The sequence below is a fragment of the Actinomadura sp. ATCC 39365 genome, from assembly GCF_054392275.1.
In genome coordinates this window covers 8,712,722-8,732,520 of the sequence record NZ_CP184335.1, presented here as the reverse complement: position 1 = coordinate 8,732,520, position 19,799 = coordinate 8,712,722, and the positions used below count along the sequence as shown (strand labels likewise).

The window sequence follows — 19,799 nt, the reverse complement described above, 5'->3', positions numbered from 1 at the left end:
GGCCCCATCAACGCCTTGCAGTCTCAAACCATAACGCAGAGTGGAGCCGAAGACTTCCAGGTTTCCTCCCGCTCCCGGCGGCGTTGGTACGCAGGGAGGAAATTTGTGGGAATGGACGTCCCCGGGGAGGAGTTGAACGGGCGAGGCGGGATAGTACGGGTGAGGTAAACCATCCGGCGGGTCGTTTGCCGTTCCGTTATGAGGATCCTAAGCTGCCCGCACCATTCACGGCCTTGATCAGCATGGAGGCAGCCATGGCGGCAGTCACGCAGACCGCTACACCGTCGATGTGGTCGGAAGAGGAGCTGGCCGAGGTACGCGGCAGGCTGCGGACCGAGATCGACGAGCTCGAGGCCGACATCCTCCGCCACGAGTCGGAGATAGCCTCTGGTGACGTCACCCAGGGCGCGGGCGACGACCAGGCGGACGCCGGCGCCAAGACGTACGAGCGCGAACGCGAGATCGCCCTTACCCTGAATGCGCGCGATCTGGTCGCGCAGAACGAACGTGCGATCGCCAGGATCGACGCAGGGACCTATGGAGTGTGCGAATCGTGCCACAAGCCGATCGGCAAGGAACGTCTTCAGGCGTTCCCGAGGGCGACGCTGTGCGTGGCCTGCAAGCAGAAGGAGGAACGCCGCTAGGCAGGCCACGCGGACGTCTCCTCGCGATCCTCACCTCGCTGGCGGTCGTCGTCTACGCGGCTGACCTGATCAGCAAGACGATCGTGCTGCGTACGCTCGAAGGCAAGGCGCCGCTCGTCGTCCTCCAGGACGTCCTGCAGTTCCGGGTGATCTTCAACTCCGGCGCGGCGTTCAGCATCGGCACGGGGATGACGTTCGTGTTCACGTTCATCGCGGCGGGCGTGGTGGTGGCGATCGTGCGCACCGCGCGCAAGCTCCACAGCCTGCCGTGGGCGATCACCCTCGGGCTGCTCCTCGGCGGGGCGCTCGGCAACCTGACCGACAGGTTGCTGCGCTACCCGTCGGGGTTCGGCCGGTCGACGCAGTTCCAGGGGCACGTCGTGGACTTCATCGAGGTGCTGCCCGGTCACTTCCCGGTGATCGACTACTTCCCGGTGTTCAACGTCGCCGACTCGGCGATCGTCTGCGGCGGCATCCTGGCGGTGCTGCTGGCCTGGCGCAACGTGCAGATCGACGGCACCAGGGAGACCGAGACCACCACGGAGACCGGGAAGGAGCCCCAGGATGGCTGAGCGGCGGAGCCTGCCCGTCCCCGACGGGCTGGAGGGCGAGCGGGTCGACGCGGCGATCTCGCGGCTGTTCGGCTTCTCGCGCACCCGCGCGGCCGAGTTGATCGCCGCCGGCGAGGTGCAGGTCGACGGCGGGCAGCCGGCCAAGTCCGACCGCGTGCACGCCGGCGCCTGGCTGGAGGTGACGCTGCCGCCCCCGGTCAGCACGCCGATGCCGGTGGCCGAGCCGGTGCCGGGCATGACGATCGTCTACGAGGACGACGACATCATCGTGGTCAACAAGCCGATCGGGGTGGCCGCCCATCCCACCGTCGGCTGGACCGGCCCGACCGTGATCGGCGGCCTGCTCGGCGCCGGCCACACGATCGCCACCAGCGGCGCGGCCGAGCGGCAGGGCATCGTCCACCGGCTCGACGCCAACACCACGGGCGCGATGGTCGTGGCCAAGAGCGAGCACGCGTACTCGGCGCTGAAGCGGGCCTTCAAGGAGCGCACGGTCGACAAGCGCTACCACGCGCTGGTCCAGGGCCATCCCGACCCGTTCCGGGGCACCGTCGACGCGCCCATCGACCGCCACCCCTCGGGCGAGGGCAAGTTCGCCGTGGTCGCGGGCGGCAAGCCGTCGGTCACCCACTACGACACGATCGAGGCGTTCCGGGCGGCCTCGCTGCTGGACATCAAGCTGGAGACCGGCCGTACGCACCAGATCCGCGTGCACATGTCGGCCCTGCGCCACCCCTGCGTCGGCGACATGCTCTACGGCGCCGACCCGACGCTCGCGGCCCGGCTGGGCGTCACCCGGCAGTGGCTGCACGCGGTCTCGCTGGGCTTCGAGCACCCGGCCACCGGCGACTGGATGTCCTTCAGCACCGACTACCCCGAGGACCTGCAGAAGGCGCTCGACGCCGTCGCCGCCGACACCTGAGCCGGTCGCTACTCCTCGCCGTCCTGCGACGGGTCGATCTGGCCGGGGGACCTGGAGGGGGCGTCGTCCTGCTTCTTCTCCTGCTCGTCCCGCTGGGCCGCCGACCTGGTCGGCGTCGGCTTCTTCGCGGGGGACTTCGCGGGGGTGCTGGTCCGTTCGCCGCTGGTGGGTGAGGGGGCACTGCTCCGCGGTGCGGTGGATCGCGGGGGATGCGAGGTGGCGGGGGGCGGTTCGGAGTCGGTGACGGTGGTCTTCGGCGTGTCCTTCGGGGCGTCGCTGCCGGGCGGGGTGACGACCGCCGGGATCGTCGGGGCGCGGCCCTGCACCGGCTGGTCCGACTGCTTCGTCCACCAGGCCGCGCCGCCGGTGACCAGGCCCACGAGCAGCGCGCCCGCCGCGATGGCCAGGATCGGCGTCCGGCGCGGGCGGCGTACGGCCATCGGGGGCACCGGGACCGGGCCGGTCTGCTCCAGCGGCCCGCCGGTCAGGACCAGTCTCAGCCGCTGCTCGGCCTCCTCCAGCGACATGCGCTGCGAGGGGTTCTTGCGCAGCAGCCCGAGCAGCACGGGGGCGAGCACGCCCGCGCGGGCCAGCGGTTCGGGCTCGGCGTGCATGACCGCGCCGAGCGTGGCCAGGGCGTTCTCCCGGTGGAAGGGGGAGTGGCCCTCGACCGCCATGTACAGCGTCACGCCCAGCGACCACAGGTCGGACGCGGGCCTGGCCTGGCCGCCGGCCGCCCGTTCCGGGGCCATGAAGGCGGGGGTGCCGATGAGGATGCCGGTCCTGGTGACGGGGGCCTCGTCCTCGGTGGTGGCGATGCCGAAGTCGGTGAGCACCGCCCGGCCGTCCTCGGTCAGCAGCACGTTGTCGGGCTTGACGTCACGATGGAGCACGCCCGCCGCGTGCGCGGCGCGCAGCGCCTCCAGCAGTTGCAGCCCGATGGCGGCGACCTTGGCCGGGGGCAGCGGGCCGTCGGCGCGGATGGTCTCGCCCAACGTACGGGAGTGCACGAGCTGCATGACGATCCACGGATGCCCGCCCTCCTCCAGTACGTCGTAGACGGCCGCCACCCCCGGATGCGCCACCCGGCCTGCCGCCCGCGCCTCGCGGAACGTGCGCACGGCGAACACCTCGCGCTCAGGGCCGGTCAGGTCCGGTGGCGGCAGCACCTCCTTGACGGCCACGTCACGGCCGAGCACCTCGTCATGCGCCTGCCACACGGTTCCCATACCGCCCTGGCCGATCGTCCTGAGCAGCCGGTAGCGGCCACCGACCATCCCCGCAGAATCGGACATGCACGGCGACTACCCAAGAAACATCCGGGCAAGCGCGGTGACGACGGCCGCCGCCGCCAGGACGACGAGGAACGGCGCCCGCAGCACCAGGGCGACCACGGCCGCCACCAGACCGGCCGTACGCGCCGGGTCGAACGCTGGCCTGCCCTCCTCGGTGAACATCTGCACCGCGATCAGGGCCGACAGCAGCGCCACGGGCACCAGTTCGGCGAACCTGCGCATCGCCGGATGGTCCAGCACCCGGCGCGGCGCGGCCAGCCCGGCCAGCTTGAGCGCGTAGCAGCCGAGGCAGACCGCGACGATCGCCCACCACACCGTCATCGCACCATCACCACCAGCACCGCCACCGCCGACAGCAGCACCGGCACGCCCGGCGGGAAGAACGGGCTGGCCGCCAGCGCGACCGCCGCCCCGCCCACCGCCAGCACCCGCAGCCGCCCGTTGGCCGCCAGCCGCGGCCACAGGATGGCCAGGAAGGTGGCCGGGCCCACGGCGTCGAGCCCGAGCACCCGCGGGTCGCCCAGGAAGGACGTGCCGACCGCGCCGGCGAGGGTGGTGAGGTTCCAGGCGACGTACAGGCTGGCGAAGGTGGTGAGGAAGCCGGTGCGCGCCGACGGCTCGTCCGGCTGGGCCAGCGTGACGGCCGTGGTCTCGTCGATCACGCCGTGGGCGGCCAGCAGCCGGCGCGGGCCGCGGACGTTCAGCAGGTCGGCCAGGCGCAGGCCGTAAAGGGTGTTGCGGCCGCCGAGCAGCAGCGCGCCCGCGGCCGCGGCCGTCAGGTCGCCGCCCGCGCCGATCGCCCCGGCCAGTGCGAACTGCGAGGCGCCGGTGAAGGCCAGCAGGCTCAGTACGCACGCCTGGGGCACGCTGAGCCCGGCGGTGATCGCCGCCGCGCCGAACGCGAGACCGGACAACCCCACGGCCAGACCCACACCCAGACCGTCACGCACAGCGGCGGAACGGCGAGTTGTCTGTTCCATGGGAAACAGCTTATGAAGTGGGCAAATATCCGGTCTTGTACGTTCCTGCGGCCCGTTGGTAGGCGGCGGGCGGCACGCCCACGACACGCTTGAAGTGCCGGTTCAGGTGGGCCTGGTCGGTGAAGCCCACGTCCGCCGCCACCTGCGCCGGGCGTACCCCCGCCAAAAGCAGCCGGCGGGCCTGCCGGACGCGCAGCGAGGTGAGGTAGGCGTGCGGTGGCAGCCCCGTCACGGCCTTGAACGCGCGCAGCAGCGGGAACGGCCGCACGCCCACCGCCGCCGCCAGCGCCTCCAGCGTCGGCGGGTCGAGCAGGCTCTCGTGCAGCAGCGCCATCGCCTCGCGCACCGCCTGCCGGCCCGCGCCGGGCGGGTTCGCGTCCGGCCTGGGCGCTGCGTGCCTGCTCAGCAGCCGGGCGAACAGCGTGCGCGACAGCGTGGAGGCCGCCAGCGCGTCGCCGCGCTCGGCCGCCTGGTGCGCCCGCCCGAGCAGCACCGCCACCTCCGGGTCGCGCACCACCTGCTCGGGGAAGTACGGGGTGGCGAGCGGCGCGTCGAGCTCGGCCGCGATCCCGGCCAGCGCCTCGACCGACGGATACAACATCCGGTACGCCCAGCCGCCCGGCGTGCCCGCCTGGCCGGTGTGCACCGAGTCCGGGTTGACCAGCACCAGCTCACCCGCGCCCGCCCGGTGCAGGGTGCCGCGGTAGTCGAACTCCTCCACGCCCGCCACGATCAGCCCGATGGCGTAACCGTCGTGGACGTGCCGGGAGAAGCGGTGGGTGACGTAGCGGGCCTTGAGCAGGTCGGTCTCGGGGACCGCCGGATGCCGCCAGAACCGGGCCCGTTCGCGCGCGCCGTCGTGCTCCGGCGTCATTCCGGGCGGAAGGTCTTGACGAAGGTGTCGAACCAGTGCCGGTCGGCGGCCCAGCGGGAGTCGAGGGTCTCCCAGTACAGGGCGTACGGGCGGCCGGCCGCGGTGTGGAAGCCGCGGTTGATCACGTGGATGAGCTGCCCCTTGCGCATATGGGTGAACTCCCAGTCGGAGGCGCGCAGGCCGAGGTACTCGGTGGGGGTGATGCCGATCCGGGTGTAGCGGTCGAACTCGCCCTTGGCCTTGATCTCCTTCTCCAGGCCGATCCAGTGCTGTTGCGGGTCCTTCCACGGGATGTCCGGGACGGTCCACTCGACGATCATCGCGCCGGGGGTGCCGGGGCCGGAGAAGCGGATGCTGTCCCTGGTCGGGTTCTTGGCGGCCGTCCAGGTCTTGGGGATGGCCATCGAGAAGTGGCCGGTCGCGCTGGTGAGGCGGCGCCAGCCGGCGGGCACCGCCGGGGCCGTGGGGGTCGGCTCGCCCGTGGGCTCGCCGGTGGGTTCCTCGGTCGGCTGCGGGCTCGGCTCGGGCGTCGGTTCCTTCGACGGCGGCGTCGAGGGATCGGAGGTGGGGCCGCCGGTGGCGGGCGGCTGGGCACCGGCCGTCGGGGTGGACGTCGAGGGACCTGACAACTGGTCGTAGAGCAGCACGCCGCCGCCGCCCAGGAGCGCCAGGACGGTCACCGCGGCGGGCACCGCGATCCACATCGTCCGGCCGCGCCGCCGCGGCTCTCCCGGGACCGTCCGGTGCGGCGGCCGCGCGTCTCCGGTGACGGGCTGCGATCCCCGCGGCGGCGGGTAGGGGCCGCCCGGCGTGGGGTGGCGGTCGCTCGGGGCCGGGCCTTGGGGGTACGGGCCGGGTGCGGCGGGCCCGGGGGCCGGGAAGGGGGCCGACCACATGGGGGTCTGGTCGGCCAGCAGCGGCTGCCCGGTGGCCACCTGGTGGAGCAGGCGCGCGGCCTCGCCGGCCGGCATCCTGGCCGCCGGGTCGCGCCGCAGCAACCCCATGATGACCGGCTGCAACGCCCCCGCCCGCACGGGCGGCTCGGGCTCGTCGCGCAGCACGGCCGCCACCGTGGCCGCCCACGAGTCGCGCTTGAACGGCGGCCGCCCCTCCACCGCCGCGTAGAGGGTGGCGCCCAGCGACCACAGGTCGGACTCCGGACGGGCGGCCTCGCCGTTGAGCCGCTCCGGCGGCATGTACGCCGGGGTGCCCACCAGCCCGCCGGTCGCCGTCAGCCCCGACTCGGCCTCCAGGGCGGCGATGCCGAAATCGGTCAGCACGACCCTGCCGTCGTCGGCCAGCAGCACGTTCTCGGGTTTCACGTCACGATGGAGCACCCCGGTGGCGTGGGCGGCCCGCAGCGCGTCGAGCACCCGGCCGCCGACCATCGCCACCAGCGCCACCGGCAGCGGCCCGCGCTCGCCGATCACCTCGGCCAGGGAGCGGGACCGGACGAGCTGCATGACGATCCACGGCCGGCCGTCCTCCTCGACGACGTCGTGGATGACGATCACCGACGGGTGGTCGAGGCGGCCCGCCGCCCTGGCCTCCCTGATCGTCCTGCGGTTGAGGTCGGCCCGCTTGGCGTCGCCCACGCCCGTGTAGCGGACCTCCTTGATCGCCACCGTACGGTCGAGCAGCTCGTCGTAGGCACGCCAGACCACCCCCATGCCGCCCTCGCCGAGGGGCTCGATGAGGCGATACCGGTTGCTGACCTGCCTTTCCACGCAGGGAAGCCTACTTGGCGGGCTTGAAGGTCGCGCTGAAGCCCTCGAACAAGTGGTAGTCCTTCTTCCAGTGACTGTTGAGGGTGTGCCAGTAGATGGCGTACGCCTTCCCGTTCTCGGTGATGAAGCCGCGGTCGCGCACCCGGGTCTTGCCCGTGTTGGTGTTCCAGGTGAAGTCCCAGTCGGCGGCGGCCTTCATGTAGTCGACCTTCTTGATGCCGATCTTCTTGTAGCCGCCGAAGTTGTGCTTGAGCGACGGCTCCTGCTTCTTCCAGTCCTTGTACGGGTCCTTGCCGGGCTTGGCCGCCTCCTCGATCATCAGGTAGGCGTTGGAAGCCGCGCCGGGGCCCTTGAACTTGACCTGCCGGCCGCCGCGGTCCCAGACGTCCCAGCCCTTGGGCAGCCCGATGGAGAAGCCGAGCTCCTTGTCCTTGTACATCTTCCAGCCGCTGGGCAACGGGTCGGACTCCTCGGTCTTGTCCGGCGTGGCCGAGGGCGAGGAGGACGGCGTGGCCGTGGGCGTGCTCGTGGCCGGCGGTCTCGACTCGGTGTCCGAGGCGGACGCGGAGGGCGAGGTGTGGACCTTGGCCGACTGCCTGGCCTGCGGCGGCCTGGACGAGTGGTCCTCGGGGGCCGAGCTCAGCCCGAGATAGCCGCCGATGCCGGCGACCAGCACGACCGCCCCGGCGGCCAGCGCGATCGGCCCGAACCTGCGGCCCTCCTGGCGGCTGCTCACCGTGGGCTGGCCGGTGGGCTCGCCGGGGAGCGCGGAGTCCCTGGTCGAGGGCGGGATCCGCCGGCCGGTCTCGACGGGCGGCGGCGTGCCGGCGGCCCTGCTCCTCGGCGTGGGAGTGGTCCTGGGTGCAGGCCGGGGCGCGGGCCTGGGCGGGGGGACGGGCAGGTCGGGGTCGGTCGGGGTGTCGTCCTCGTCCTCGACGGGGGCCGGGGCGGGGACGGCGGCGCGCAGCTTCCGGCTGGGGAACCGCCTGGTCTCCGCCGGGCTCGACGCGCTGGCGGCCTCGCGCAGCATCCGCGCGGCCTCCTCGTACGTCAGGCGCTGCACCGGCTCCTTGACCAGCAGCCCGCTGATCACCCCGGCCAGCGGCCCGGCGTGCGGCGCGGGGTCGGGCTCGTCGGTCAGGACGGCGTGCATCGTGGCCAGCGCCATGCCGCGCTCGTGCGGCGAGCGGCCCTCCACGGCCGTGTAGAGCGTCGCGCCCAGCGACCACAGGTCGGACTCACGGCGCGCGGGCAGCCCCTTGAGCCGCTCGGGCGCGATGAACGCGGGGGTGCCGGCCAGGCCCGTCACGGTGAGCTGCGTCTCGGTCTCCAGCGTGGCGATGCCGAAGTCGGTCAGCACGACCCTTCCGTCGTCGGCCAGCAGCACGTTCTCGGGCTTGACGTCGCGGTGGAGCACCCCGGCCTCGTGCGCCCGGTGCAGCGCGTCGAGCACGGCGACGCCGATCTCGGCCACCCGCTCGGGCGGCAGCGGCCCCTCCTGCTTGATCACCGCCCCCAGGGAGCGCGACTGGACCAGCTGCATGACGATCCAGGGCCGGCCGTCCTCCTCGATCACGTCGTGGACGACGATCACGTTGGGGTGCTCGAACCTGGCCGCGGCCCGCGCCTCGCGCATCGTGCGCCGGTTGAGCAGCTGCACCTCGTCGCCCAGGGCGGCGGCGTAGCGGACTTCCTTGATGGCGACGGTGCGGTCGAGGAGCTCGTCGTGGGCGCGCCAGACGATGCCCATGCCGCCCTTGCCGATGGGCTCCAGCAGCTCGTACCGGCCGGCGATGCGGCGTCCGTCCTGCTTGCGATCCGACATCAACGGCCTCAAACCCTCCCTCTCGGCCAAGAAATACTCCCATAGCGAGGGATCATCGGCGACTCGCCGGAAGGTCAGTCCGCCATATGAGAAGGAACGTCCAGCAGGTGGAGGCGGGTGTAAGGTTTCAGACATGACTTGTCGCTACATCTTTACCGAGCCGGCTCCGGGAGGGCCGGTCGTCAGCTAGCGACCACCTGGAGTCGGCACAAGGCAGAGACGCCCCGTCTCTGCCTTTTTGGTTTTCCTGCCGGCTTCGCTGGGCCGGCCCGAGTGGGGAGTCGAGATGACATCGACCTTGGAGCGGCACATGGTGACGATCGGCGGGCTGCGCGTGGGCCACGGCCCGGCCGTGGTGATCGGCGGGCGGGTGAGCCTGCGCCCGCATCGGGGGCAGGTCGACGCGCGTGAGGCGCTGGGGGAGCGGGCCACGCTGGTGGAGCCGTACTCGGCGGCCGACCTGCCGGCGATCGCCGCGCTGGCCGACGCCGTGGTGGTGGGGGCCACGTGGACGCGCGACATCCCGCTGGTGCGGGCCGCGGCCGGGCTCGGGCTGCCGGTGGTGGTCGAGCGGCGGCCGTCGGCGTCCGTGGAGGAATGGGTGGGCCTGGCCGGCTACTGCGCGGCCGAGGGGAACGACCAGGTGGTCCTGTGCGAGGGTGGCCGGCTCGACCTCGGGGTGCTGCGGGCGGCGCGGGCCGCGTCGGGGCGTCCGGTGCTGGCCGACGTCTCGCGCGACCCGGGGCTGGCGGCGGCGGCCGTGGCGGCGGGCGCCGACGGCCTCGTGGTCGCCGGGCCCGGCGACTCGGGCGGCGCGGGCGGCGCGGGCGCGTCCGGGCGGGCGGACGGGGCTGCGGACGTACGGGCGGCCGAGGAGGCCGTGACGCTGGTCGGCGCGCTGTTGCGGCCCGAGTCGCCGGCCACGCTGGCCGAGTGCCGGGAGGCGATCGACCGGGTCGACGCGGCGCTGGCCACCCTCCTGGAGCGGCGCGCCGCCCTGGCCGGTGTCGTGCAGCGGCTCAAGCCGGTGGGCGGGTTCGCGGGGCGCGACCTGGCGCGGGAGCGGGCGCTGGTGGCGCGGATGGCGGCGCGGGCGCCCCAGCTGGGCGAGGAACGACTGGCGGCCGTCATGAACGCCGTCATCGAGGCGGGCCTCCACCTGGCCGAGGAACGCGCCCGCCGCTGAGCCCACCACTGGGCCGCGGGGCGGGCCGCCCGCGGCTCAGGAGGGGGTGAGGCGGTAGTTGTGCAGGGGGCGGCCGGGGCCGGTGGCGATCTGCTGGTTGATCAGCTCGGCGAAGCGGCGGTAGCCGTCGCCGGTGGGGTGGAAGCTGCGGGCGTTGACGGTCAGCGGGTCCATGTCCACGGCCAGGCTGTTGAGGTACGGCTGCGGCGTGCCGGCCTCGTGGCCCGTGAACGCCTCGTAGGCGTCGACGTACTCGACGCTGCCGGGGGCGCCGAGGCCGGCCAGGCCGCGGTCGTGCTCGGCCGTGACGGCGCCCACCGTGTCGTTGAGCTTGCGCGTGACGGTGTTGAGCCACCGCTGGTCGGCCACGCTCAGGTTGTCGACCGTGCGGACGGGCGATGCGGGGAACGGCCTGGGGTAGCCGAGGACGATGATCCGGGCCCCCGGCGCGCGGGCGCGCAGCTCGCCGAGCACCCTGGTCAGGCTGGGCCGCAGCTCGGCGATGCGCCGGGCGACCGCGGCGTCCTGGTCGACGCAGGCCGACGACCAGGGCAGCTTGACGATGCACCCGGTCAGGACGTCGGTGAACCCCGCGTCGTTGCCGCCGATGCTGAGCGTCACCAGGCTGGCCGACGGGCCGACGCGGGTGATCTGGGGCTGCTGGCCGTACTGGCCGGACAGGAGCTGGCGGGTGGTGGCGCCGCTGCAGGCGTAGAAGGAGCTGCCGCCGGTGAACGGGTGGGCCTTCGCCACCAGCGGGACGTAGGAGCCGCGGGCACGGTGACAGCGGTCGGCGCCGTCGTTGACCGGGCCGGTGTCCTGCTCGTAGACGCCCTCGCCGGAGGAGTAGGAGTCGCCGAGCGCGACGTACGTGCCGCTCAGCGCGGCCTGGACGGCCGTCAGCCGGGTCAGCCGCGGCAGGTTGCCGCGCGGCTCCTGGAGCGGCCCGCAGCCGGGGGAGAGCACGGCGCAGGCGAGCTTCGGGTAGACGCCCAGCGGCACGCCGATCAGCGCGAGCACGGCTCCCGCCGCCGCTGCCGCCGCCGCGACCCGCCAGACCTTCCGCCGCCGCCGCTCCGCACCGACCCCGACCGGGGCCCAGGGTTCGACGGCGGTCACGGTGGCGGTCACGGTGGCGGGCCCGATGGCAGGCACAGTGGCTGGCTCGGGACCGGTGGTGTCCGGCGGCCCGGCGACGGGGACGGCGGTTGCCGTCTGACCGAGCGCGGGATCGAGTGTGTCGTCCAGCTTGTCCAGTGTGGCCTCCCCCGAGCGGCGACTCCTGCCCGGACGAGACTAACCCGCCTCGTGCGCGGCCTCCCGCGGCCGGCGCCGGCGGCGTACCACCAGCCAGCCGAGCGCGATGCCCGCGACCAGGGCCGGGATGAGGAAGAAGGCCACCCGCTGATCGCGGTCGGCGAACGGCATCAGCAGGATCACCAGCGCCAGGAACCCGAGCGTCAGCCAGTTGGTGTACGGCGAGCCCGGCATCGGGAACGCCGACCGGTGCCCGGTGGCGCGCAGCCGGGTCTGGCAGTAGACCAGCACCCCCCACGTGGTGATCACCCCCAGCGAGGCGACCGCCGTGGCGATGTTGAAGGCACGCTCGGGCAGGTAGTAGAACAGCCCCACGCCGCCGAGGAACATGGCCGCGGTGAACACGATCCCGCCGATCGGCACGTGCCGGGAGCTGAGCGCGGCGGCGAAGGCGGGGGCCTCCCGCTTGGTGGCCATCGACCGCAGGATGCGCCCGGTGGCGTACAGGCCCGAGTTGCAGGACGAGAGCGCGGCCGTGATCACCACGAGATTCATCGCGTCGGCCGCCCAGGGCACCCCGAGTCCGGCGAAGAACGTGACGAACGGCGAGGTGCCGGCGCTGTAGGACGTCCAGGGCAGGACCATCGCCAGCAGCAGCACCGAGCCCACGTAGAAGATCGCGATGCGCCAGATCACGCCGTTGATCGCCCGCGGCATGACCTCGTGCGGCCGGGCGGTCTCGCCGGCGGTGATGCCGACCAGCTCGATCGAGGCGTAGGCGAACACCACCGACTGCAGGCTCATCAGCACCAGCGGGAAGCCGGTGGGGAAGAAGCCGCCGTGCGCGACCAGGTTCTGCGGCCCGGCCTCGCCGACGGCGAAGACCACCAGCACCAGCGCGACCACCAGGAAGATCACGATGGCCAGCACCTTCAGCATCGCGAACCAGAACTCCAGCTCGCCGAACAGGCGGACCGACAGCAGGTTGACCACCAGCACGAACCCCAGCGCGAGCAGCGCGGTCAGCCACTGGGGGAAGCCGCCGGCCCAGTAATGGACGTACGCGGCGATGGCGGTCAGCTCGGCGATGCCGGTGAAGGCCCAGTTGACCCAGTACATCCAGCCGCTGGCGAAGGCCGCCCACGGGCCGATGAACTCGCCCGCGTACTCGACGAACGAGCCCGAGGCCGGGCGGTAGAGCACCAGCTCGCCGAGCGCCCGCATGACGAAGAAGGCGGCCAGCCCGGCGGTGGCGTAGGAGAGCACGAGCGCGGGCCCGGTGGCGGCCAGGCGGCCGCCCGCGCCGAGGAAGAGGCCGACCCCGATCGCGCCGCCGATCGCGATCATCTGGATCTGGCGGTTGCCCAGCGCGTGGCTGTACCCCTCGTCGGACTGCGTGCGCACCCGGTGTCTCCTTCATTACTTTGAGTGAGGGAGACGATATCGAGGCCGGTGGCCGCGACGCTTCCGGCGCGCCGGTCCCGCGGGGCGCGCGAGGCGGCTCCGGGATGTCGGTCCGGCCCACTAGAGTCGGAGCGCACCATCGCATCCAGACCCGGGGAGGCGCCGCTCCATGTCGTCCAGCGACTCGTTCGTCCATCTGCATGTGCACACCGAATACTCCATGCTCGACGGGGCCGCCCGGCTCAAGCAGATGTTCAAACAGGTCGGCGACCTGGGCATGCCCGCCATCGCGATCACCGACCACGGCAACATGCACGGCGCGTACGACTTCTACCGGCAGGCGACGGGCGCCGGCATCAAGCCGATCATCGGCATCGAGGCCTACGTCGCGCCGGAGCTGCGGCACAACAAGAAGCCCGTGCTGTGGGGCGAGCCGCACCAGAAGAAGGACGACGTCTCGGCGGGTGGCTACTACACCCACATGACGATCTGGGCGCGCAACAAGACCGGCCTGCACAACCTGATGAAGCTCAGCTCGCGCGCCTACACCGAGGGCTTCGTGCGCAAGTGGGCCCGCATGGACGCCGAGATCCTGGCCGAGCACGCCGACGGCCTGATGGCCACCACCGGCTGCCCGTCGGGCGAGGTGCAGACGAGGCTGCGGCTCGGCCAGTACGACGAGGCGCTCAAGGCCGCCGCGAAATATCAGGAAATCTTCGGCAAGGACAATTTCTTCCTGGAGATCATGGACCACGGCCTCGACATCGAGCGCCGGGTCCGCGACGGCCTGACCCGCATCAGCAAAGAGCTCGCCATCCCGCCGCTGGTGACCAACGACTCCCACTACACCTACGAGTCCGACGCCGCCTCCCACGACGCCCTCCTGTGCATCCAGACCGGCAAGCAGCTGTCCGATCCCGACCGCTTCCGCTTCGACGGCTCCGGCTACTACATCAAGACCGCCGACGAGATGCGCGCCGTCGACTCCTCCGACCTGTGGGCCGAGGGCTGCCGCAACACGCTCCTGGTGGCCGAGAAGGTCGATCCGGCCGGGTTCTTCGAGTTCAAGAACCTCATGCCCACCTACCCCATCCCCGACGGCATGACGGAGAGCGAGTTCTTCCGCAAGACCGTCTGGGAGGGCATGGACCGCCGCTGGCCGGAGGGCTACGACGCCGAGCACAAGCGGCAGGCCGACTACGAGATCGGCATCATCGAGCAGATGGGCTTCCCGAGCTACTTCCTCGTGGTCGCCGACTTCATCATGTGGGCCAAGCAGAACGGCATCCCGGTCGGCCCTGGCCGTGGCTCGGCGGCCGGCTCGCTGGTGGCGTACGCGATGGGCATCACCGACCTCGACCCGCTCCCGCACGGCCTGATCTTCGAGCGCTTCCTCAACCCCGACCGCGTCTCCATGCCCGACGTCGACATCGACTTCGACGAGCGCAGGCGCGGCGACGTGATCCGCTACGTGACCGAGAAGTGGGGCGCCGACAAGGTCGCCATGATCGCCACGTTCGGCACCATCAAGGCGAAGGCCGCCATCAAGGACGCCGGTCGCGTCCTGGGCTATCCCTACGCGCTGGGCGACAAGGTGTCCAAGGCGTTCCCGCCGGCCGTGATGGGCAAGGACATCCCGCTGTCGGGCATCTTCGACAAGGACCACCCGCGTTACAACGAGGCCGGCGAGCTGCGCCGCCTCTACGAGGAAGACGTCGACGTCAAGGCGACGATGGACCTCGGCAAGGGCCTGGAGGGCCTGATCAGGCAGACGGGCGTGCACGCCGCCGGCGTGATCATGTCCCGCGAGGTGATCACCGATCACATCCCGATCATGCGCCGCGACTCCGACGGCGCGATCATCACGCAGTTCGACTACCCGACCTGCGAGACGCTCGGCCTGCTGAAGATGGACTTCCTGGGCCTGCGCAACCTCACGATCATCGACGACTGCCTGAAGATGATCGAGGGCACCACCGGCGAGCAGATCGACCTGCTGAAGCTGCCGCTCGACGACCGCAAGACGTACGAGCTGCTGGGCAGGGGCGACACGCTGGGCGTGTTCCAGCTCGACGGCGGCGGCATGCGCTCGCTGCTGCGGCTGATGAAGCCCGACAACTTCGAGGACATCTCGGCCGTCGGCGCCCTCTACCGTCCCGGCCCGATGGGCGCCAACTCCCACACCAACTACGCCCTGCGCAAGAACGGCCAGCAGGAGATCACCCCGATCCATCCCGAGTTCAAGGAGTCGCTGGCCGAGATCCTCGACACGACCTACGGCCTGATCGTCTATCAGGAGCAGGTCATGGCCATCGCGCAGAAGGTCGCCGGGTTCTCGCTCGGCAAAGCCGACCTGCTGCGCCGGGCGATGGGCAAGAAGAAGAAGGCCGAGCTGGACAAACAGTTCGAGTCCTTCGAGAGCGGCATGAAGGACAACGGCTACTCCTCCGACGCCGTCAAGACGCTCTGGGACATCCTGCTGCCCTTCTCCGACTACGCCTTCAACAAGGCCCACTCGGCGGCCTACGGCCTGGTCTCCTACTGGACGGCCTACCTCAAGGCCAACCACCCGGCCGCGTACATGGCGGCGCTGCTGTCGAGCGTCAAGGACGACAAGGACAAGTCGGCCCTCTACCTCAACGAGTGCCGCCGCATGGGCATCAAGGTGTTCCCGCCCGACGTCAACGACTCCGACTTCGACTTCACCCCGCGCGGCACCGACATCCGCTTCGGCCTGTCGGCGGTGCGCAACGTCGGCGGCAACGTCGTCGACGGCATCATCTCGGCGCGCAAGTCCAAGGGCCGCTTCGCCGACTTCAAGGAGTTCCTGCGCAAGGTGCCCGCGATCGTGTGCAACAAGCGCGTGATCGAGTCGCTGGTCAAGGCCGGGGCCTTCGACTCGCTCGGCCACGTGCGCAAGGGCCTGGTCATGGTGCACGAGCAGGCCGTCGACGCGATCATCGACATCAAGAAGAACGAGGCCATCGGCCAGGACTCCCTGTTCGGCGCGATCGACGGCGGCGAGGACCAGACCTTCGACGTGCAGATCCCGGTCGGGGAGTGGGACAAGAACACGCTGCTGCAGTTCGAGCGGGAGATGCTCGGCCTCTACGTCTCCGACCACCCGCTGTTCGGCGTGGAGCACATCCTGGCCGCCGGGGCCGACTGCTCGATCGCCGCCGTCCAGGACGAGAGCCGGGCCGACGGGCACGTGGTGACGCTGGGCGGCATCCTGAGCGGGGTGCAGCGCAAGGTCACCAAGAAGGGTGACACGTGGGTGCTCACCCAGCTCGAGGACCTCGAAGGCGCGATCGAGGTGATGATCTTCCCGTCGGCGTACCAGCTGTGCTCGACGATCCTGGCCGAAGACGCGATCGTCTTCGTCAAGGGGCGCATCGACAAGCGCGAGGACGTCGCGAAGATCATCGCCATGGAGGTGACCGCGCCCGACCTGACCCAGGAGGCGGGCGGGCCGCTGCTGGTGAGCCTGCCGCTGACCCGGTGCACTCCGCCGGTGGTCGGGCGGCTGAAGGAGATCCTCACCACGCACCCGGGCACCTCGGAGGTGCACCTCCAGGTGCACAACGGGCCGAAGACCACCGTCATGCGGGTCGACGACCGCCTCCGGGTGTCGCCGTCACCGGCGCTGATGGGCGACCTCAAGCAACTCCTCGGCCCGGCCTGCCTGGGCGCCTGACCCTCCGGAGCCACCTGGGCCCGGCCCGCCCCGGCGCCTGACCGCGCCGGGGCTTCTCGGCCCGTCTTGTGGGCGGGTGCCAAGGCGGGCGGGAGAGGTGGGCAAAGGTCGCCGTCGTGTCCCGGCGCGCGGGTGGGGCAGGATCGCAGGGTGAGCGAACTGCACTACCTGACCGCGACCGAGATGGCCCGCCTGATCAGGGCCGGGCAGGTGAGCGCCGTGGAGCTGCTCCAGGCCCACCTCGACCGCATCGAGCAGGTCAACCCCCAGGTCAACGCCATCGTGACGCTGGTGGCCGAGCGGGCGCTGGAGGCGGCCAAGGCGGCCGACGCGGCCGAGCCCGAGGGGCCGCTGCACGGCGTCCCGGTCGCCCACAAGGACCTGGTGGACACCGCGGGCATCCGCACCACGTACGGTTCGCCGCTGTTCGCGCGGAACGTCCCCGACAAGGACGACCTGATCGTGCGCCGCCTGCGCGCCGCCGGGGCGATCACGATCGGCAAGACCAACACGCCCGAGTTCGGCACCGGCTCGCACACCGTCAACGAGGTCTTCGGTGCCACCAGGAACCCCTACGACCTCACCAGGTCGGCCGGCGGCAGCAGCGGCGGGGCCGCGGCGGCCCTGGCCACCGGCATGGTGCCGCTGGCCGACGGCTCCGACATGGGCGGCTCGCTGCGCAACCCCGCCTCGTTCTGCAACGTCGTGGGCCTGCGCCCCACGCCGGGGCGCGTCCCCGACCCCTCCGACACGGCCGCCTGGTACACGCTGGCCGTGCCGGGGCCGATGGCGCGCACGGTCGACGACCTCACGCTGATGCTCGGGGCCGTCGCCGGGTTCGACGCCCGCTCGCCGTTCGCGATCAAGGAGAGGTTCACGCCCGAGCCCGAGGAGGGGGTACGCGGGATGCGGGTGGCGTGGAGCCCCGACCTGGGCGGGCTGCCGGTCGACCCGCGCACGGCCGCGGTGACCGCGACGGCGCCGGCCGTGTTCGAGAAGCTGGGGGCGCACGTGGAGCAGGTCGAGCTCGACCTGTCCGACGCCGAGGACGCCTTCCGGATCTACCGCGCCTGGTACTACGCGCTGTCCTTCGGCGACCTGACCGGCCTCGGCCCCAACACGAGCTGGAACGTCGAGCGGGGCCGCACGGTCACCGGCGCCGACCTGGCCCGCGCCGAACGGCTGCGCAGCGGCCTCTACCAGCGCATGGCCGGCTTCTTCGACACCTACGACGTGCTGATCGCGCCGGTCAGCCAGGTGCCGCCGTTCCCGGTGGAGCAGCCGCACGTGAGCGAGATCAACGGCGAGCCGCTGCCCGACTACCTGGCCTGGATGCGCTCGGCGTACTGGATCAGCGTGCTGCACGCGCCGGCGGTCTCGGTGCCGGCCGGGTTCACGCCCGAGGGGCTGCCGGTCGGGGTGCAGATCGTCGGGCGGCCGTTCGCCGACGCCAGGGTGCTGCGCGTGGCCCGCGCGTTCGAGCAGGCCACCGGCCACGGCCTGCGCAGGCCGCCGGTCTAGGGCTCGATCCCGTACGGGTGCCGCAGCGGCGACTCGCGGTAGCCGTGCATGCCTTCCAGCAGCCCGAACAGGCCGACCGCGAGCAGCGGCCAGGCCACCAGCACCCCTTCGGCGGTCAGCTTCAGCGCCCCGGGGACGATCCGCACCCCGGGCTCGGCCGCGGCCTCCACCACCACCGCGCCGACCGTGAACGTGGACCCGGCCCACAACGTGAGGAAGCTGCCCGCCACCCCGCCCGCGCACAACCCGAGCAGCACCGCCAGCATCCAGCGCCGTCCGGCGAACCAGGCCAGACCGCCGCAGAGCAGCCCCAGCGCGCCCGTGATCACCGCGAACCAGCCGTCGGCCGCGATCAGCGCCTGCGTGGTGAGGTCGGCCAGCACCAGGCCATGATCGGTCACCTGGTACGGAGCCCGCGGCGAGATCGCGGACCAGCTCAGCCCGGCGGCGACCCCGAGAGTGGCGAGTATGAGGACAGTTACCGCAAAAGCGCGTACTTCCCTCGTCACGCCATTCCCCCTCACAACTGCATCCGAACCTGCTCGATGGTATCTCCCGGTTAGGCTCGCTTCGTGATTGCAGAAGAGGTCTGGCTGATCGAGCCCTCCGGCCCCCTCCGCGGGGACGTCGTCGTACGGGGCTCCAAGAACGGTGTGTCCAAGCACATGGTCGCCGCCATGCTGGGCAACGGCGAGAGCAGCATCCACAACGCCCCCGACGTGGGCGAGGTGGGCATCACCGCGGCGATGCTGGAGGCGCTCGGCATCCACGTCGAGATCGCCGGTTCCGAGATCCGCATCGAGCGCGGGGCGGAGATCAGGCCGCGGGTGCCCGACGCGTTCACCGGGCTCAACCGCATCCCCATCCTCATGCTCGGGCCGTTGCTGCACCTGGCGGGGGAGGCGTTCGTCCCGCTGGTCGGCGGCGACCCGATCGGGCGGCGGCCGGTGAACTTCCACGTGGAGGCGTTGCGCTCGATGGGGGCCGAGGTGGAGGTGGGGGACGCCGGCATCTCCGCCAAGGCCAAACGGCTCAACGGGGCCCGGCTCGAACTGCCGTACCCCAGCGTGGGGGCGACGGAGACGATCCTCATGTCGGCGGTGCTGGCCGAGGGCAAGACCGTGCTGAAGAACGCCGCCATGGAGCCCGAGGTGGTGGAGCTGGCGCTGTTCCTGCAGCGCATGGGCGCCCGGATCGAGCTGTCGCCCGACCGCCGGATCGTCATCGAGGGCGTCGACCACCTGCGCGGCGCCTCCACCTGGCTGACCGGCGACCGCATCGAGGCGTTCTCCTACCTGGCTGCCGGGCTGGTCACCGGGGGAGAGGTGCGCGTGCACGGCTGCCCCCAGGACCGGCTGGTCACCGCGATCACCACGCTGGCCAGGATGGGCGCCCGGTTCGACATCAACGACGAGTACCTGTGCGCCACCGCCCCGCCCGAGGGCCTGCGCTCGGCGGCCGTGCAGACCGACACCCACCCCGGCTTCATGACCGACTGGCAGACGCCGCTCATGGTGCTGTTCACGCAGAGCCAGGGCATGTCGGTGCTGCACGAGACGGTCTTCGAGAACCGCCTGGTCTACGTGCCCGCGCTGCAGCGGATGGGCTGCGAGATCGAGGTGTTCGACCAGTGCCTGGGCGGGCCGGCCTGCCGTTACCACGACACCAACGCCCGGCACTCGGCCGTGGTGCGCGGGGTCTCCAAGCTCAAGGGCGCCGACGTGACGCTGCCCGACATCAGGGCCGGGTTCTCGGCCGTGCTGGCCGCGGCGGTGGCCGACGGCACGTCCACGCTGCGCGGCGTGCACCACATCGAGCGCGGCTACCACCGGCCGTACGAGCAGTTCGCCTCGCTTGGTCTGAACATCCGAAGAGAACGGTAAAGACCGAGGAAG

16 protein-coding genes are annotated in these 19,799 nt (G+C 71.8%); 7 read left to right on the top strand and 9 right to left on the bottom strand.

The features are described 5' to 3' along the window. Positions 1-254 precede the first annotated feature (254 nt). Genes ACNF49_RS42165 through ACNF49_RS42155 form a run of 3 tightly spaced genes read left to right on the top strand, consistent with a single transcriptional unit; the run spans position 255 to position 2,138 of the window. Positions 255-644 carry a TraR/DksA family transcriptional regulator gene (locus ACNF49_RS42165; protein WP_357705396.1) on the top strand — a complete coding sequence of 130 codons (390 nt, stop codon included), beginning with the start codon at positions 255-257 and terminating at the stop codon, positions 642-644. Continuing rightward, positions 608-1,216, top strand: a complete 609-nt coding sequence (gene lspA / locus ACNF49_RS42160) for a signal peptidase II (protein ID WP_482941254.1) — start codon at positions 608-610, stop codon at positions 1,214-1,216. The genes ACNF49_RS42165 and lspA overlap by 37 nt, the downstream gene beginning before the upstream one ends. Further along, the gene (locus ACNF49_RS42155) at positions 1,209-2,138 is read left to right on the top strand and encodes an RluA family pseudouridine synthase (RefSeq protein ID WP_357968068.1); all 930 of its coding nucleotides are present in this window, start codon (positions 1,209-1,211) and stop codon (positions 2,136-2,138) included. The genes lspA and ACNF49_RS42155 overlap by 8 nt, the downstream gene beginning before the upstream one ends. An 8-nt stretch (positions 2,139-2,146) precedes the next feature. Here the strand turns inward: ACNF49_RS42155 and ACNF49_RS42150 are convergent, their stop codons facing one another. The 6 genes from ACNF49_RS42150 to ACNF49_RS42125 are packed head-to-tail and all read right to left on the bottom strand — an operon-like array spanning position 2,147 to position 8,839. Next, a complete protein-coding gene (locus tag ACNF49_RS42150) occupies positions 2,147-3,433 on the bottom strand; it encodes a serine/threonine-protein kinase (protein WP_482941253.1) in 1,287 nt (428 codons plus the stop codon). Between the two features lie 9 nt (positions 3,434-3,442). Continuing rightward, complete coding sequence (locus tag ACNF49_RS42145; protein WP_482941252.1) at positions 3,443-3,754, bottom strand: AzlD domain-containing protein; 312 nt, start codon at positions 3,752-3,754, stop codon at positions 3,443-3,445. Then, the gene (locus ACNF49_RS42140; protein WP_482941251.1) at positions 3,751-4,413 is read right to left on the bottom strand and encodes an AzlC family ABC transporter permease; all 663 of its coding nucleotides are present in this window, start codon (positions 4,411-4,413) and stop codon (positions 3,751-3,753) included. The genes ACNF49_RS42145 and ACNF49_RS42140 overlap by 4 nt, the downstream gene beginning before the upstream one ends. Before the next feature lie 10 nt (positions 4,414-4,423). Continuing rightward, complete coding sequence (locus ACNF49_RS42135; protein ID WP_357968080.1) at positions 4,424-5,287, bottom strand: AraC family transcriptional regulator; 864 nt, start codon at positions 5,285-5,287, stop codon at positions 4,424-4,426. Further along, complete coding sequence (locus ACNF49_RS42130; protein ID WP_482941250.1) at positions 5,284-7,014, bottom strand: protein kinase domain-containing protein; 1,731 nt, start codon at positions 7,012-7,014, stop codon at positions 5,284-5,286. Before ACNF49_RS42130 ends, ACNF49_RS42135 begins: the two co-directional genes overlap by 4 nt. Positions 7,015-7,024: 10 nt before the next feature. Continuing rightward, positions 7,025-8,839, bottom strand: coding sequence for a serine/threonine-protein kinase (locus ACNF49_RS42125; RefSeq protein WP_482941249.1), 1,815 nt, complete (start codon positions 8,837-8,839; stop codon positions 7,025-7,027). A gap of 286 nt (positions 8,840-9,125) precedes the next feature. On the opposite strand from ACNF49_RS42125, the gene ACNF49_RS42120 reads away from it, so the two are divergent. Continuing rightward, positions 9,126-10,025, top strand: coding sequence for a chorismate mutase (locus tag ACNF49_RS42120; RefSeq protein WP_482941248.1), 900 nt, complete (start codon positions 9,126-9,128; stop codon positions 10,023-10,025). 36 nt (positions 10,026-10,061) lie between these two features. Here ACNF49_RS42120 and ACNF49_RS42115 read toward each other — a convergent pair whose 3' ends face one another. Beyond that, on the bottom strand, positions 10,062-11,180 hold the full coding sequence (locus tag ACNF49_RS42115; RefSeq protein WP_482941247.1) for an SGNH/GDSL hydrolase family protein: 1,119 nt from the start codon (positions 11,178-11,180) through the stop codon (positions 10,062-10,064). Positions 11,181-11,321: 141 nt separating this feature from the next. Continuing rightward, positions 11,322-12,686, bottom strand: a complete 1,365-nt coding sequence (locus tag ACNF49_RS42110) for an amino acid permease (protein WP_357968091.1) — start codon at positions 12,684-12,686, stop codon at positions 11,322-11,324. A gap of 169 nt (positions 12,687-12,855) precedes the next feature. On the opposite strand from ACNF49_RS42110, the gene dnaE reads away from it, so the two are divergent. Both dnaE and ACNF49_RS42100 read left to right on the top strand, forming a co-directional pair. Next, positions 12,856-16,383 (top strand): DNA polymerase III subunit alpha, encoded by a 3,528-nt coding sequence (gene dnaE, locus ACNF49_RS42105; protein ID WP_357968094.1) that lies wholly within the window; start codon positions 12,856-12,858, stop codon positions 16,381-16,383. Positions 16,384-16,533: 150 nt separating this feature from the next. After that, positions 16,534-17,904, top strand: a complete 1,371-nt coding sequence (locus ACNF49_RS42100; protein WP_482941246.1) for an amidase — start codon at positions 16,534-16,536, stop codon at positions 17,902-17,904. Here ACNF49_RS42100 and ACNF49_RS42095 read toward each other — a convergent pair. Then, entirely contained in the window at positions 17,901-18,413 is a 513-nt protein-coding gene (locus ACNF49_RS42095; protein ID WP_357968099.1) for a hypothetical protein, read from the bottom strand. The two genes, ACNF49_RS42100 and ACNF49_RS42095, sit on opposite strands and share 4 nt — an antisense overlap. A gap of 63 nt (positions 18,414-18,476) precedes the next feature. Here ACNF49_RS42095 and murA point away from each other — a divergent pair, with 63 nt between their 5' ends. Next, entirely contained in the window at positions 18,477-19,787 is a 1,311-nt protein-coding gene (gene murA, locus ACNF49_RS42090; protein WP_357968102.1) for a UDP-N-acetylglucosamine 1-carboxyvinyltransferase, read from the top strand. The last annotated feature ends 12 nt before the right edge of the window (positions 19,788-19,799 follow it).